This window comes from Modicisalibacter ilicicola DSM 19980, from assembly GCF_900128925.1.
Classification (GTDB): Bacteria; Pseudomonadota; Gammaproteobacteria; order Pseudomonadales; family Halomonadaceae; genus Modicisalibacter; species Modicisalibacter ilicicola.
On sequence record NZ_FQUJ01000016.1, the window covers coordinates 49,099 to 64,616 of the forward strand.

Consider the following 15,518-nt stretch of genomic DNA (forward strand, 5'->3'; position numbering starts at 1 on the left):
GTGGCAAGGCATTGATCTACCAGGCACGGAGCACGTAAGTTGTCCAGCAGTCTAACACCGTTGCCAAGCTCGGCGATTCACGCCCGCTCACCAAGGACCTTTCTGATGGCAGGAGCCTACCAATGACCCGCTCTCTCGCGCGCCGTTCGTGGCGGGATGCGCTGACCGTCTATCTGCAAGCGCCGGTCATTACCATGCTGTTCCTGGGCTTCTCTGCCGGCCTGCCCTTTCTGCTGGTCTTCTCGACCCTGACCGCCTGGCTGCGCGATGTCGACATCGAGGTCGCCGCGATCGGCTTCTTTTCCTGGATCGGCATCCTCTATTCGATCAAGTTCTTCTGGGCGCCGGTGGTCGATCGCTTGCCGTTGCCCGGCCTGACCCGGCTGTTCGGTCAGCGCCGCGGCTGGATGCTGCTGGCCCAGGCCATGATCGCCGCCGGCCTGGTGGGCCTCGCCTATACCGACCCGCGGGCCGGTCTGGCTGCCATCGCCGGCTTCGCGCTATTGGTGGCCTTCGGTTCGGCGACCCAGGACATCGTCATCGATGCCTTTCGCATCGAATCCGCCGAGGAAGAGGTGCAGGCGGCGATGGCCTCGACCTATATCATCGGTTACCGCGGCGGGTTGCTGGCCGCCGGGGCCGGAGCGCTCTACGTCGCCGACCTGGCGTCCTGGCACTGGGCCTATCTGACCATGGCCTGTCTGGTCGGGGTGGGCATGCTCACGGTACTGCTGCGCCCCGAACCGCCTCGCTCGCCCCTGGGCATACAGCTGATTCATGAGCCTCGAGTACGCGCCTTCCTGCGTGCCAGCCGGGGCCGAGCGCGTCTGTGGCGTCGGCTGGGCGCCTGGTCGATCGGTGCGGTGGTCTGCCCGTTCACCGACTTCTTCTCGCGCTATGGGCGACGCGCCCTGTGGCTGCTGGTCTTCATCGGCATCTATCGCATCAGCGACCTGTCGATGGCGGCCATGGCCAATCCGCTGTACATCGATCTCGGTTTCACGCTCTCGCAGATCGCCAACGTGACCAAGGTGTTCGGCATCTTGATGAGCATCGCCGGCGGCATCGTCGGGGGACTGCTGGTGGTGCGCTACGGCATCGGGCCGATGCTGATCGGTGGCGCTCTCATCGTGGCGCTGACCAATCTGCTGTTCGCCGTCCTGGCGCTGATCGGTGCGGAGCTGCCGATGCTGGTGATCACGATCATGGGCGACAACCTGGCCAACGGACTGGCCAGCACGGTCTTCATCGCCTTCCTCTCGAGCCTGACCTCCCGCGCCTACACCGCGACCCAGTACGCCCTGTTCTCGTCGCTCATGACGCTGCCCGGCAAGTTCATCGGTGGCTTTTCCGGCATGGTGGTCGCCGAGCAGGGCTACATGGTGTTTTTCCTGCTGGCGGCGCTGATGGGCCTGCCAGCGGTCTGGCTGGCCTGGCGCATCAGTCGCGACCCGCAGTTGATGCCGGATCGCGGGCAGGTCATGGAGGCTGGCTGAGCCCGGGACTCCTTTTCAGTCGAGCTCCTTCTGCTGTCGAGCCAGCCATTCCAGCGCGCCCCGTGTCGCAGCCCACTGATCGCGCATCAGCGCCCGATACTGCCAGGCTTCGGCCTTGGTTCCCGGTTCCGGCACCTCCAGGGCCAGGGGCACCGGACGCGGGTTGGGGGCGCACATCATGGCGATGGCGTGGCCATTGAGCTCGCGCACGGTGCGCAGCGAATTCCTGGCTTCCTCATGGCGCTGTAGCCGGTAGAGGGCCAGCACGCGCCCCATCAGAACGCCCAATAGCGGCTCTTCCCCTTCGGGATCGCGCTGGTCACTCAGGACCACGGCTTCCTCGTCGCGACCTTCGCGCAGCAGCTGATCGAGAACCAGCTCGCGCAGTCCCAGGCTATCCTGGTCGTCGAGCACCAGCAGACGCTCGGCCAGCTGGCGCGACCGCCGACGCGAGCCGCGCTCCATCCCCACGACCAGCGCCAGCCCTGTCCGTAGCAGCAGCGCGTTGTCCGCATCGTCCCAGGCGAAACGCCCCCCCGCCTCCTCGACCTGGGTGAGCCAGCGTTCGAAGCGAGCGGCGAGGGGTACGAAGAAGGTTTCCGCCATCCAGGGCAGGCTGCCGAAGCGGCTCGCCAGGGCGATGACCAGGGCCTGGACGACCTGGGGCGAATCGAGCCATTCGGGGTGAGCGCACAGCTCGTCGAGCCAATCCGCAGCGTGAGGCCAGGGATCGTCCTTGAAACCCAGGGCGGCATCCTCGTCGACCTCGATGACGAAGTGAGCCTGCCAAGCCGCATACAGCGTGTCTTCCCGAGCGCTGGTATGGTATTCGAGGTGGCCATCGACACCATGTTCGAGGCTCAGGCGAGGTGCACCGTCGAGTGTCTCGAGCAGGGCCTGAAGGTTGGTCAACGGGGTGGCCAGCGCTTCCTCGGAGTTGACCATCTGCTCGGCCAGGGTGGCCCCCGGGTTCTCTGCCAGGTCGGCAAGAAACTGCAGCTGTTCGGGATCGAGATCGCTGTGGCGGGCCAGGCGACGGAACCAGAAACGCGCTCGCTCGCTGGCTTCCTGGGGGTGACCTTCGTGAAGCAGGAGCATTGCTTCGATGTAGGCGAGCGTCGGGGAGTCCGGCAGCGTTTGCTGGGCACGCACGAAGGCTTCCCGGGCGCTGGCCAGGTCATCGCTGTCGAGATGCATCAGGCAGAGCCTTTCCAGGGCCACGCCACGCAGGAAAAGCGGCCCGCGCTCGAGCACGCCGTCGAGCAGTGCCGCCTTCTTGCGGTGGAAGCCGCGCTCCTGGTAGAGATCGATCAGCAGTTCGAGGGCCGGTTCGGTCTGCTCGGGCAGCAGGCTCCAGTCGGAGACCCCGAAGAGTGCCTCGAGAATCTGCTGGGCGCGACCTTGCTGGCCACCCTCCGCAGCGATCAGACCGGCCTCGAGCAGCGCCTGGGCAGGCGCACGCCCGCTTGCCAGCGCCGCTTTCAACGTCGCGCCCTTCCATTCGCGCAGGGATAGCATCCACATCAGATGCTCGGGCACCGGGCCTGGGAGGGTGACGGCCCCGCAGCAGTCGCGGCTCTTGCGTCCCGAATCGCACCAGCAAGGCTCGTTGGGCTCGGGGCGCGCCAGGGGTTCGGTGTCGAAGTTCAGCCGTTCGAGTGGCGTCTGATTCCACAGCTCCGGCGCCAGGGCCTGGGCCAGCGCCAGATCGCCGGCCAGGCGCCGAACGCCCTCGTCCCTGGCCCAGACCATCAGCGATGGGTAGTGCTCATCATCGCGAATGGCGATCAGCGCGCCGCCGGCATAGCTCAAGAGCTGTTCCACCCACATCGCCAGCATCGCACCTCCGTTGTCGAAATGGCCATTCTAGCACGCGCGCTTTCCTGCTCACACGACGCGGCTCTGGCGAGGCACGATCGCGGGTGCTAGGGTAGCCCACCAGAGCGGGGCTTCTCGCCGTTACATCCCTATCGCCAAGGACCCAAGACGTGCGACTGCCCTTTCGCCGCTCGGCCAGAACCACTACCGAGACGCCCCAGATCCGTCTGGAACGAGAAGGCCGGGACGAGATTCGACGCATCACCTCGGCGGTGGAGAAGGTACCCTGGACGATCAGCCTCCTGCAGATCCTCTGGACCGCCGGGCCGGTCACCCTGCTCGGTGCCTGGGGCGGCTTCCTGCTGGGCTATGGCAAGGCGCCCACCGCCGAGAACTACATCTTCTTCATCTCCTACACGGTGATCACCGGGGCGGCGGGCATCATCGCCAATGTCGTGCACAACCTCGCCGGCGGACGCAAGGCGGAAAGGACCGCCGGCAAGATCGAACGGGTCATCAAGAGCCTCCCGGATCTTCTGCTGGCGACCCGCAATCTGATCGTCGAAAGCCTGGAGGGAGATGCCCGGCGACGCGAAGCAGCGGCCATGCTGCTGCGCAAGCAGGACCTGTCGCCGGAAGGGGTGGAACTGGCAGCCATCGAGTTGCTCGACGATCGCGACAGCGCGCGTATCATCGCCCAGATCGATATCTATCGACGGGTGGGACAGCATGCACGCATTCGCGACCTGATCGCGCTCTACCGGGAAACCATCGATCCTCAACTCAACGAACTCGCCGCTCTGATTCCCGAGGCGACGGCCTTGCTGCGTCAGCGCTTCGAGGGCCAGGCGCCGGACCTGCGCCGGGGAGTGGCCCGGGACGACAATTTCATCGAACGGGTACTGGCGGCCATCGAGCAGAACAATGAACTGCTGATGACCCTGCAGGACGTCGAGGAGATGCTGATTCTGGCCTTCGAGCTGATCAGCGGCCGCAAGATCCCCATGCTGACCTTCGAGTATCGTGGCCGCTGGCGTCTGGCCCAGGCCTTCGACAACCTCGAGAAGGCCCGTGCTCAGCATCGTATCGCCCAGGCCACCGGATTGTCGCGCCTCAAGGCCCTGACCGCCTATCTAGCCGAGCAGTCCGGCACCCTGGTCGAGGACGCCGCCGGGGGCCTGCGCGCCGAGATACTGCTGGAGCGTTCGCAGCAGGCGATGGACGCCCTGGCTGAGCAGATCCAGCATCTCGCCCAGGCAGTCAACGCTGGCCAGACGGAACGGCGCGCCTCCCTGCGCGCCAAGGCCGATCTGCTCACCAATGCCCTGCGCCTCTATCGGACGGCGCTCAACGCCTACGAACAGGCGGGACGCAGCCACGCTCAGTTGCTCAAGGCTTCGCAGCACTGGGACGCCATCAGTGCCGATTTGGCCGACGGCGACACGCGCCTGCGACTGGGCCCGGGACGCCGGGGATTGCGCATCCGCGAACATGTCATCGCCCTGGACGATGCTGCCAAGGCGCAGGTCTGCAAGCACCTCGACCGGCACATCAAGACCATACAGATCGATCACCAGCAGCTTCGCAACCCCCACTTCGTCGATCGCGAGCGTCTGCTGGCCACGGGGATAGACGCCTCCAGACGTCTGGCCATCGAGATCGCCCTGGCCCTGGAGCCTCATATCCAACTCTCACGACCCCAGGTGCAACGCGCCATCAACGGCTCGAATGCCGCTGATTTCGGTCAGCTCGAACCCAATCTCTCGGCGGCGGCCAAGGCGGCGCTGGGTGCGGCGATGGTCCGGGAGATCGATGTCGATCTCTCGCGCACCGCAGAATCCCTGGCGGTGGCACTGGTGCGTCATTACCGGGTCGAGCTCGACCCGGGAGCTCAGACGTTTCTCATCAACCAGTACGGTGCCCGGGAAGCGACCCTCAACATGCTATCCAACTACCTCTCCAACACGTCCCGGGGCGATACCCGCAACGTGAGCTACCTGAGCCAGCGACCGGCGGTGGTCAACGCACCCCATCGCGACTGGTATCGCGCACTGGTGCAGGCGCGCCGAGCCCTTCGATGAGAAGCGTCAGGAACCGGCGCCACTCGCCCAGGCGATCAACGGCTGGCTACGGGAATGCATGTCGAGCCGCGCCTGGAGACGGACCAGATTCCAGTAGTGGCCATTCAGCGTGCGCGACAGCAGCAAGGTATCCGCCGGGGGCTGTAGGCGATCCATCGCCGCCCAGACCCGGGGGCTGAGCTCGCGCAGGCGTCGATGCACGCGAATGTCGCCGAAGTCCTGCACCCCCGGGGCGAACAGCGGGGCAATGGCTTGTGCCGATTCACGGTACAGCGCCAACGGCGCTCCCTCCCCCTGACGCCCCCCCATCTTGCGCAGCGCCCGATCCATGGCCATGGGGTCCTGGACCAGGGTCGCCTCCAGCAACTCGACCATCTGCACCAGACGTGCCTGGGGTACCGGGATCACCGCGCCCAGGTCGTAGAGAACCAGCCGGCCTCGATCGTCCAGGGCGAAATTGCCGGCATGCGGATCGGCATGCAGCTCACCGTGAGTGAAAAGCTCGTCGGTCAGCCAGTCCGCCAGATGTCCCGCCACCCGCTGGCGCAAGGCATCGTCCGCGCTCTCGAGATCGCGCAGGGGTGTCCCTGCCACGTACTGCATGGCGAGCACTCGTTCGCCGCTGAGCGAAAGCAGGGGTTGGGGAACAACCAGCCAATCGAGGTGGGCGTAACGCGAGCGATAGCGCGCCAGTGCCTCGGCTTCGGCACGGTAGTCGAGTTCGCCGCGCAGGCTCGCGGCAAGCTCCTCGAACAGTGCGTCGAGCCGGGCCTGGGGTACCTTGAACCAGCGCCCGAGCCTGAGGATTCTTCGCACCTGGGCGAGATCGCTTTCCAGCACTTCGGCGAGCCCCGGGTACTGCACCTTGAGCACCACGGTCTCGCCATCGAGGGTGCGGGCTCGGTGCACCTGACCCATGGAGGCACTGGCAAACGGGGCCGTTTCGACATCGGTGAAAACCCGCTCCAGCTCGCCGTACTGGGCTTCCAAGCTCTCGCGAATGCGCGCCCAAGGCATGGGTTCCGCCTGGCGTTGCAGGCGAGCCAGCTCGTCGGCAAGATCCGCCGGCAGCAGATCGTCCCACTGGGAAACGATTTGAGCCAGTTTCATCGCCGGCCCCTTGAGTTCCGACAACCCCTCGAAAAGGGCTTCCCCCAGCGCACGCCAATCCGTCTTGCCGCCCAACCGGCTTCGCAGCATTGCACCACCGGTTCTTGCTCCAAGCCCCAATAGTCGCCGGGAACGTCCGCGTTCGCGCATAATGATACAAGCCTTGTACGGTATTCATGCAATCGTACACCTGGAAAGCGCGTTTCGATACTGGAAGAATATCCATGTCTACTGCTTCGGGAATATGGCATGCGCCTGATCATCGCCGAAAAGCCCAGTCTCGCGCGAGCCATCGCCGACGCCCTTCCCGGGGCGTCGAAACGTGGCGATGGGGCCATCCATGTCGGCGACACCATCGTCACCTGGTGCCTGGGTCACCTGCTCGAGCAGGCTGCCCCGGATACCTATGATCCCGCCTACAAGCAATGGCGCCTGGATCATCTGCCGATCGTGCCCGCGCGTTGGAAACTCGTGCCACGCAGCAATGCCCGGGGTCAGCTCAAGGTATTGCGGGGGCTGCTCAAGCAGGCCGACGAGGTCGTGCATGCCGGCGATCCGGATCGCGAGGGGCAGCTGCTGGTACAGGAGGTCATCGAATACCTCGGCTGGAAAGGTCCGGTATCGCGCCTTTTGATCAACGACCTCAACCGGCCGGCCGTGCGGCACGCCCTGACGCGGCTGGAGGACAATGCCACCTATCACAGCCTCTACCAGGCGGCCGAGACACGCTCCCGGGCGGATTGGCTGTACGGGATCAACCTGTCTCGGGCCTGGACGCTGACCGGACGCCAGGCGGGCCATGACGGCGTGTTCTCGGTGGGTCGCGTGCAGACCCCGGTGCTCGGGCTGGTGGTACGCCGCGATCAGGCAATCGCCCGATTCACGCCTCGCCCCTTTCATGTGCTGTGGGCGGATTTCAAGGTAGCCCAGGGGGTGGTACGCGGCTGGTGGCAGCCGGGCGACGTGCACCCTCTCGACGACCAGGGGCGGCTGCTCGATCCTCGACCCGCCCGGGAACTGGCCGCGCGCTTGCCCGGGGCGGAAGGAACGCTGTCGCAGCTGGAATCCCGCGACAAGCGCCAGGTCGCACCGCTGCCCTATTCATTGTCGGCACTCCAGGTCGATGCCGCCAGACGCTATAAGCTCTCGGCCAAGACGGTGCTCGACACCTGCCAGTCACTCTACGAACGTCACCGCCTGATCACCTACCCACGCTCGGACTGCCGCTATCTGCCCGATGCCCACTGGCAAGCGGCACGCGAGACATTGGGGCGCGCCTGCGCCCAGGACCCGACACTGGCAGGGTGGCTTGCCGGCGCAGACTTCTCGCTGCGCTCCAAGGCCTGGAGCGACAAGCGCGTGGGCGCCCACCACGCGCTGGCCCCGACCGGGGCGACTGCCGACCTCTCCCGGCTCTCCACAACCGAGGCCAACGTCTTTCGCCTGATTGCCCGAAACGTGCTGGCGCAGTTCTATCCCGCCTTGCAGACCCGCGAAATCAAGGCAGAATTTAGCGTGCTGGACGAGCATTTTCGCGCCCAGGGCCAGGAAGTGCTCGTGCCCGGCTGGAAGCCGCTCTTCACGACGCGGGACGAGGCGCCTTTGCTGCCGCCACTGCAGGAAGGCGAGTCCGCGAAGGTAATCGACCAGGCGGTGGAAGACCGGGAAACCCGCCCGCCGGAGCCCTTCACCGATGCCAGCCTGATCAAGGCGATGATGAATATCGCGCGCTACGTGGACGACCCCGCGGTCAAGCGCACCCTGCGCGATACCGATGGCCTGGGGACCGAAGCCACCCGGGCCGGCATTCTCGAAACGCTGCTCGATCGCCGCTATCTGGTGCGCCAAGGTAGCGCGCTGCGCGCCACGCGCATCGGGCAAGCATTGATCGACGCACTGCCGGACGCCGCGACCCGCCCCGAGCGTACGGCGATATGGGAGCAACGCTTGCGCGCCATCGCCGAGGGCGATGATCAGGCAGCGCCGTTCATGACGAACCTGGTCGCCGACCTGCACACATTACTGGCCGGCGCCGACGCGCAGCGCATGCGTCAGGCGCTGGGCGATGCCGACGGCTTCGAGCCTGCCCCCGCCGGGCGTGGACGCGGCAAGGCGTCACGTCGGCGCAGCAGTTCGCCAGCAGGCGGGCGCGGCACGGAAAAGAGCGGTTCGGGAAAGAGGACCGCCCGCAGCAGACGGCCGCGCAGGACACAGGACGCATGACGGAAGCAGCACCTTGGCTGATCCTCGGCCCCGGCGCCCTGGGGCGCCTGCTGGCCTGTCGACTCGACAGCCGGATGAGGACGGTCCTGGTGGGGCGTCGCGCGAGCACGCGACCACTGCATCTGTGCACCCCCGAGGGCAAGATGATGCGCTGCGCCATACCGCGTGTCACCGCGAGCCAGGCGCCCCGCCAACCGGCGGTGGTGCACCTCACCACCAAGGCCCATGCTGCCGAGCAGGCGCTTGCCTCGCTTGCCGCGCATATCGATCCCGCCACGCCCCTGGTGCTGTGGCAGAACGGCTTTCGGGTACAGGAACCGCTGACCCGGTGCTGGCAGGGTCAGGTGCTCTGCGCCACCACCACCGAGGGCGCCTATACCCAAGGCGAGGATGGCGTCGTGCATGCCGGCCATGGCCACACCTTCATCGGCCATCTCGACGGTCGCCACCGCGATCTCGCGACCCAGATCGCCACCGTGCTGAGCCGGGCCGGCCTGGCCGCCACCCCCTGTGACGATATCCGCCAACGTCTCTGGCACAAGCTCGCCGTCAACGCCGCCATCAACCCGCTGGTCGCGCGTTATCGTATCCGCAACGGCCAGCTGCGCGACCGTCCTTTTCGAGGCATGGTCGCGGCCATTGTCGACGAGCTGACTTTGATCATGCAGGCAGAAGGCATTGCGCCACCCGAAGGTGGCTGGGAGGCAATGATCTGGAAAGTGATCGAAGCCACCGCCACCAACCGCGCCTCGATGCTCCAGGACGTGCTGGCCGACCGCCCCACCGAACGCGACGCGATTCTCGGGCCGCTGCTCGAGGCGGCCGGGCGGCATGGCATTGCAGCGCCGCGACTGGATGCCTTGTGGGAAAATACTCCGGGCTGAAAACCTGCCGGCAATAGTCAGGCTAGGCGGAAACCGATGAGAACGCGGAGTTTACGTTAGTAAATGAGCGTTTCTCGTCGATTTTCAACAAAGTATTGCCGAGCGCAGCAAGCCTCAGCCGGTATTGCGCAGACCGGCGGAAATCCCCGCCATCGTCACCATCAGCGCCCGCGAAAGCTCCGGGCTGATCGCCCCGTCCGCATCGCGGTTACGCTGCAGAAGCTCCGCCTGCAGGCCGTGCAGCGGGTCGATGTAGGGGTTGCGCACATCGATGGCCTGACGGATCAGCGGCGTATCCTCGAGCAGGGCTTCCTGGTCGAGGATCTCGAGCAGTACGCCATGCAGACGCCGCAGGCGATCGCGGAGCTGCCCTCCCAGGGCCTTGAGGGAAGGCTCGACGACCAGGCGGTGCTCGTAGTAGGCGGCGATATCGATATCGGCCTTGGCCAGCAGCATTTCGAGCATGTCGAGGTAGGTACCGAAGAACGGCCATTGGCGGCGCATCTCGCGCAGGCGTTCCAGCCCTTCTTCCTCTTCGACCCGGGTGACGAAGGCTTCGCCGCTGCCCAGCCAGGCGGGCAGCATGAGACGGGTCTGGGTCCAGGCGAATATCCAGGGAATCGCCCGCAGGGACTCGACACCCCCCTCCTGGCGGCGCTTGGCGGGTCGAGACCCCAGCGGCAGGCGGCTCAGGGCCCCCTCCGGGGTGACTGCACGGAAATAGGGCACGAAGTTGGGGTCCTCGCGCACCACGCCGACGTAGGCCCGGTGGGCGATGTCCGCCAGACGGTCCATCTCCTCGCGCCAGGCCGGCTCGGGAAATGGCGGCGGCAACAGGGTGGCTTCGAGCACGGCGCAGGTGTAGATCTCCATCGAGCGCAGGGCGATGTCCGCCTGACCGAACTTGAAACGAATCATCTCGCCTTGCTCGGTGACCCTGAGGCTGCCGTTCACCGAGCCCGGGGGCTGGGACAGGATGGCGGCATGAGCGGGCCCGCCACCCCGGCCGACGGTGCCGCCCCGTCCATGGAACAGGGTGAGATCGACGCCGTGCCGCTTGCACACGTCGACCAGGGCTTCCTGAGCGCGATACTGGGCCCAGGCGGCCGCCAGCTGACCGGCATCCTTGGCGGAGTCGGAATAGCCGATCATCACCTCCTGGCGATCGTCGACCAGTCGCCGATAGCCGGGCAAGGCGAGAAGGCGGTCGATGGCGTCGCCGGCACGATCGAGATCCGCGAGAGTCTCGAAGAGCGGCGCGATGGGCAGGCGCACGTCGCCACCGACTTCCTTCATCAGCAGGGCCACCGCCAGCACGTCGGAGGGCTGTGCGGCCATGGAGATCACGTAGGTTCCCAGCGCCTCGCGATGCTCCTGGGCGATGGTACGGAAGGTATCGATCACCTCCCGGGTCTCGGTGGAACACTCCCAGCGTCGGGGAATGAGCGGGCGGCGCGATTCCAGCTCCGCCAGCAGGAACGCCTGACGTCGCTCTTCATCCCACTCCCGGTAGTGCCCCAGTCCCAGGTAGTCGCTGAGTTCTTCGAACACCTGAGTATGCCGGCTGGCCTCCTGGCGGATGTCGAGCTTGGTAAGGGTGACGCCGAACACCGCGATCCGGCGCAAGGTATCGAGCAGCACGCCATTGGCGATGCCGTTCAGTCCTACATCGCAAAGCGAGCGATAGCAGGCCAGCAGCGGCGTATAGAGCTGGTCCCGGGTTTCGATGATCGGTCCGCCATCGTAGTTGACACCATCGAGGCAGGCCTGGGCCCAGTCCCGGGTCGCCTCGACCCGGGTGATCAGGCGCTTGATCAAGGCCCGGTAGGGTTCCGCCTCGTCGCCGACTTCCGCGCGCAGCGCATTGTTGGCTTTCCACATCGACAATTCGACCTTGAGCTGGTCGAGATCTCGCAGGTAGAGGTCGGCAGCCATCCAGCGACCCAGCAGCAACACCTCCCGGGTGACCTTGGCGGTCACGTTGGGGTTGCCGTCGCGATCGCCACCCATCCAGGAAGCGAAGCGCAGGGGTGCCGCATCCAGCGGCAGACGCTCGCCGGTGGCATCGAGCAACAGGCTGTCGAGATCACGATGGAAATCCGGCACGGCCTGCCACAGCGAGTTTTCGATCACCGCGAAGCCCCACTTGGCCTCGTCGACCGGGGTCGGCCGTTCGTGGCGTATCTCGTCGGTGTGCCAGGCCTGGCTGATCAGTTCCTTCAGGCGTCCATGGGCCCGGGAGGCTCTTTCCGGATAATCGACGCTGCCCTCCATCACCGTCAGGCAGTCGTCGATGGCGTCATATTTCTGGATCAGGGTTCGGCGAATGACCTCGGTGGGGTGCGCGGTGAGCACCAGCTCGACCCGCATCCCGGCCAGGGTCTCGATCAGCTGGCGAGGGCTGTGCCCGGCCTGGCGAATGCGCTCGATCAGCTCCCCGAGCACCGGTTGCGAGCCGGGCTTGTAGTCCTCGACGCGCCGAAAGCGTGCCCGGTAGTGCTGTTCGGCGATGTTGGCGAAGTTGAGGAACTGATTGAAGGCTCGGGTCACCGGCAGCAGGTCCTGGTCAGGCAAGGCCCGCAGGTACTCGATCAACTCCCGCTGGGATTCCCCCCCTTCCTGACGCCCGCGCTTGGCCAACGCCCGGATGGTCTCGATCTTGTCGACGAAGCCGTCACCCAGGTCCTCGGCGATGGTGTGGCCCAGGCTATCGCCCAGCACCCGCACGTTATCGCGCAGGGACGCATGCAGATCATGACTCATTGCTGCTCTCCTCGCTGCGGTTCCGCCCGCATTCTAGACGTTTGGCGTCGTTCCAGTGACGATCCATCTCTGCCAGGTCGACCTCCTCGAACGTTCGTCCCGAACTGGCCAAGCCCTGCTCGACATGGGCGAAGCGTCGCTCGAACTTGCCATTGGTGGCCCGCAGCGCCTGCTCCGGGTCGATCTTCAGGCGTCGCGCGAGATTGACCACCGCGAACAGCAGGTCGCCCACCTCGTCATGCAGATGCTCCTCGTCGCCAGCGACCAGGGCCTCCTCGACCTCGCCGAGTTCCTCCCGAATCTTGGCCATCACGCCGTCGGTATCGGGCCAGTCGAAACCGACCCGCGAGGCGCGCCTGGTCAACTTGGCCGCTCGTGTCAGTGCCGGCAGCCCCGGTGGGATGTCGGCAAGAACCGAAACCGTTTCAGGGTCGTTCCCTCCTTCACGCTCCTCGGCCTTGAGTCGTTCCCAGTTCGAGTTCACCCGGGCCGTCTCGACATCGGCGGCACTCACCCCCTGGCGACGCGAGTCCAGGGTGCCATCCGGGAACACATGGGGGTGACGCCTGAGCATCTTGGTCACCAGCGTGTCGATCACGTCATGGAAATCGAAACGCGCCTCCTCGCGAGCGAACTGACTGTAGTAGACGACCTGGAACAGCAGGTCGCCGAGCTCGCCGGGCAGTTCGTCGAAGGCGCGGCGTTCGATGGCATCGGCCACCTCGTAGGCTTCCTCGAGAGTATGCGGCACGATGGAGTTCCAGTCCTGCTTGACGTCCCACGGGCAGCCCTGCTCAGGATCGCGCAGCACCGCCATCAAGGTGAGCAGATCCTCGAGGCCGTGGTGGGGAAGCTCTTTCATGAACGCACTCTCTTCTTTTTTCCGGCACCGTCGCGCAGGCGCTTGATATCGACGACGTTGGGCAACTGCTGGATGCGCGAGAAGATGCGTCCCAACGACTCCAGGCTCTCGACTTCCAGCGTGATCTTCAGCCGAGCGAGATTGTCGCTCTTGTTGGTGAGCGTGTTGATCGCCAGAACGTTGGTCCGGTCGTGGCTCAGCACCTGAATCACGTCACGCAGAAGTCCCGAGCGATCCCAGGCCTCGATCTCGATGTCCACCGGGTACCTGCTGTGGGCCTGGCTTCCCCACTCGACATCGACGATGCGTCCTGGCTCTTCACTGCGCAGCTGCAGGATGTTCGGACAGTCCTGACGATGGACGGTGACCCCCCGCCCCTGGGTGATGTAGCCGATGATCTGGTCGCCGGGCACCGGGTGACAACAGTTGGCCATGGCCGTCTTGAGATTGCCGACGCCCAGCACGGTGATGCCGTCGTCCTTGTTGCTGGGCGGCTTGGGTTTGGTCAGCAGGCGGTCGAGCTGCTCCGTGTCGTCACTGTCGCCGAACAGTTGCTGGGCCTGGTGCAGCACCTGGCCGATACGCAGATCGCCCGCGCCGATGGCGGCATACATGTCGTCCGGGGTCTTGTAGTTGACGGCCTTGGCCAGGGCGGGGAGATCGACCCCCTCGACCCCCAGGCGCTTGAACTCCTTCTCGAACAGCGCCCGCCCCTCCTCCAGGTTCTGGTCGCGCGCCTGATGCTTGAACCAGGCCTGGATCTTGGAGCGCGCCCGGGAGGTCTTGACGTAGCCGAGACTGGGGTTGAGCCAATCGCGACTCGGCCCTCCCCGGGTGGCGGTGAGGATCTCGACCTGATGCCCGGTCTTGAGCCGGTAGGTCAAAGGCACGATACGACCGTTGATCTTGGCGCCACGGCAGCGGTGGCCGACCTCGGTATGCACGCGATAGGCGAAGTCGATGGGTGTGGCCACTCGCGGCAGGTCGATGACATGCCCCTCGGGCGTGAAGACATAGATACGGTCCGGCGCCACATCGCTGGACAACCCTTCCCGAAGGTCGCCCAGATCGCCGACCTCGTCCTGCCATTCGAGTACCTGCCGCAACCAGGCGATCTTCTCTTCGTAGCCCCGGCTCTTGCCCCCCACCTCATGGCCCTTGTAACGCCAGTGGGCACAGACGCCGAGCTCGGCATCCTCGTGCATCGCGAAGGTGCGTATCTGAATCTCCAGCACCTTGTTCTCCGGCCCGATCAGGGCCGTGTGCAGCGACTGGTAGCCGTTCTTCTTGGGGTTGGCGATATAGTCGTCGAACTCGTTGGGGACGTGATGCCAGCGCGAATGCACGATGCCCAGGGCGGCATAGCAGTCGGCCACTTCCGGCACCAGGATGCGCACGGCGCGCACATCGTAGACCTGGGAAAAGTCGATGTGCTTGCGCTTCATCTTGCGCCAGATCGAATAGATGTGCTTGGCCCGACCATCCACTTGATAGCGGGTGATGCCCTGTTGCTCGAGCAACCCTTCGAGGGTCGTCACCACCTCCTTGATGTAGCGGTCTCGGTCGAGGCGCTTCTCCGCCAGCATCGTGGCGATGGCCTTGTAGTCCTCTTCATGGAGATAGCGAAATGACAGATCCTCGAGCTCCCACTTGAGGTGACCGATGCCCAGGCGGTGGGCCAGCGGCGCATAGATGTCGAAGACTTCCCGTGCCACCTGGAGGCGTTTTTCCCGCGGGGCTTCCCGGACCTGGCGCAGGGCACAGGTCCGCTCCGCGATCTTGATCAGGGCGACACGCACGTCGTCGATCATGGTGACCAGCATCTTGCGCAGGTTGTCCTGCTGGTTGTGCTGGGAGAGGCCGTGGCTTGGCGCTTGCTGCTGACTGATCGCCGCCATGGAGAGCACGCCATCGATCAGCTTGGCCACTTCGCCGCCGAAGCGCTTTTCGACGCCTTCGACGCTGATCCTGCCCTCGCGCACCGCCCGATAGAGGACGGCGGCCTCCAGGGTTTCCTGGTCGAGCTTGAGTTCCCCCAGGATATCGGCCATTTCCAGGCCGGTGCGAAAGCTCGAGCCGTTCTCCATCCATGCCTTGTGCGGTTTTTCCGCCGTGCGGGCCAGATGATCGGCCAGCTCGCACACGGCGCGCATCTCGTCGACATCCCTGAGCGCCACATCGTCTTCCAGACGCTCCAGCCAGAGTGAGATATCGACATTCCCGGTATTGGTCAGTGGCTGATCTTCGCGAACCTTGACCATGGTGCTCTTCTCCCTGGCGT

Annotated in this window: 9 protein-coding genes; 4 read left to right on the forward strand and 5 right to left on the reverse strand. The window is 65.4% G+C overall.

The genetic code is table 11. From position 1 onward, the window contains the following. Positions 1 to 122: 122 nt before the first annotated feature. On the forward strand, positions 123 to 1,496 hold the full coding sequence (locus tag BUA41_RS15720) for an AmpG family muropeptide MFS transporter (RefSeq protein ID WP_072824578.1): 1,374 nt from the start codon (positions 123 to 125) through the stop codon (positions 1,494 to 1,496). Between the two features lie 15 nt (positions 1,497 to 1,511). Here the strand turns inward: BUA41_RS15720 and BUA41_RS15725 are convergent, their stop codons facing one another. Further along, on the reverse strand, positions 1,512 to 3,335 hold the full coding sequence (locus BUA41_RS15725; protein WP_072824580.1) for an SEC-C domain-containing protein: 1,824 nt from the start codon (positions 3,333 to 3,335) through the stop codon (positions 1,512 to 1,514). Positions 3,336 to 3,484: 149 nt separating this feature from the next. On the opposite strand from BUA41_RS15725, the gene BUA41_RS15730 reads away from it, so the two are divergent. Next, complete coding sequence (locus tag BUA41_RS15730) at positions 3,485 to 5,395, forward strand: coiled-coil domain-containing protein (protein ID WP_072824583.1); 1,911 nt, start codon at positions 3,485 to 3,487, stop codon at positions 5,393 to 5,395. Between the two features lie 6 nt (positions 5,396 to 5,401). On the opposite strand, the gene BUA41_RS15735 is transcribed toward BUA41_RS15730, so the two are convergent. Beyond that, on the reverse strand, positions 5,402 to 6,655 hold the full coding sequence (locus BUA41_RS15735; protein ID WP_072824585.1) for an ABC1 kinase family protein: 1,254 nt from the start codon (positions 6,653 to 6,655) through the stop codon (positions 5,402 to 5,404). 99 nt (positions 6,656 to 6,754) lie between these two features. On the opposite strand from BUA41_RS15735, the gene BUA41_RS15740 reads away from it, so the two are divergent. Both BUA41_RS15740 and BUA41_RS15745 read left to right on the forward strand, forming a co-directional pair. Further along, entirely contained in the window at positions 6,755 to 8,728 is a 1,974-nt protein-coding gene (locus BUA41_RS15740; protein ID WP_072824587.1) for a DNA topoisomerase III, read from the forward strand. Further along, positions 8,725 to 9,612, forward strand: a complete 888-nt coding sequence (locus BUA41_RS15745) for a ketopantoate reductase family protein (protein ID WP_072824589.1) — start codon at positions 8,725 to 8,727, stop codon at positions 9,610 to 9,612. Before BUA41_RS15740 ends, BUA41_RS15745 begins: the two co-directional genes overlap by 4 nt. A gap of 114 nt (positions 9,613 to 9,726) precedes the next feature. On the opposite strand, the gene ppc is transcribed toward BUA41_RS15745, so the two are convergent. The 3 genes from ppc to relA are packed head-to-tail and all read right to left on the reverse strand — an operon-like array spanning position 9,727 to position 15,498. Next, on the reverse strand, positions 9,727 to 12,375 hold the full coding sequence (ppc, locus tag BUA41_RS15750; RefSeq protein WP_072824592.1) for a phosphoenolpyruvate carboxylase: 2,649 nt from the start codon (positions 12,373 to 12,375) through the stop codon (positions 9,727 to 9,729). After that, entirely contained in the window at positions 12,365 to 13,237 is an 873-nt protein-coding gene (mazG, locus tag BUA41_RS15755) for a nucleoside triphosphate pyrophosphohydrolase (RefSeq protein ID WP_072824594.1), read from the reverse strand. The genes ppc and mazG overlap by 11 nt, the downstream gene beginning before the upstream one ends. Then, the gene (relA, locus tag BUA41_RS15760) at positions 13,234 to 15,498 is read right to left on the reverse strand and encodes a GTP diphosphokinase (RefSeq protein ID WP_072824595.1); all 2,265 of its coding nucleotides are present in this window, start codon (positions 15,496 to 15,498) and stop codon (positions 13,234 to 13,236) included. The genes mazG and relA overlap by 4 nt, the downstream gene beginning before the upstream one ends. Positions 15,499 to 15,518 lie beyond the last annotated feature (20 nt).

What these genes read in the sequence shown, in the direction of transcription:
- BUA41_RS15745 (WP_072824589.1), top strand. Translation starts at nt 8,725, where the DNA reads ATGACGGAAGCAGCACCTTGGCTGATCCTCGGCCCCGGCGCCCTGGGG.
- mazG (WP_072824594.1), bottom strand. Translation starts at nt 13,237, where the DNA reads ATGAAAGAGCTTCCCCACCACGGCCTCGAGGATCTGCTCACCTTGATG.
- ppc (WP_072824592.1), bottom strand. Translation starts at nt 12,375, where the DNA reads ATGAGTCATGATCTGCATGCGTCCCTGCGCGATAACGTGCGGGTGCTG.
- relA (WP_072824595.1), bottom strand. Translation starts at nt 15,498, where the DNA reads ATGGTCAAGGTTCGCGAAGATCAGCCACTGACCAATACCGGGAATGTC.
- BUA41_RS15725 (WP_072824580.1), bottom strand. Translation starts at nt 3,335, where the DNA reads ATGCTGGCGATGTGGGTGGAACAGCTCTTGAGCTATGCCGGCGGCGCG.
- BUA41_RS15735 (WP_072824585.1), bottom strand. Translation starts at nt 6,655, where the DNA reads ATGCGCGAACGCGGACGTTCCCGGCGACTATTGGGGCTTGGAGCAAGA.
- BUA41_RS15740 (WP_072824587.1), top strand. Translation starts at nt 6,755, where the DNA reads ATGCGCCTGATCATCGCCGAAAAGCCCAGTCTCGCGCGAGCCATCGCC.
- BUA41_RS15720 (WP_072824578.1), top strand. Translation starts at nt 123, where the DNA reads ATGACCCGCTCTCTCGCGCGCCGTTCGTGGCGGGATGCGCTGACCGTC.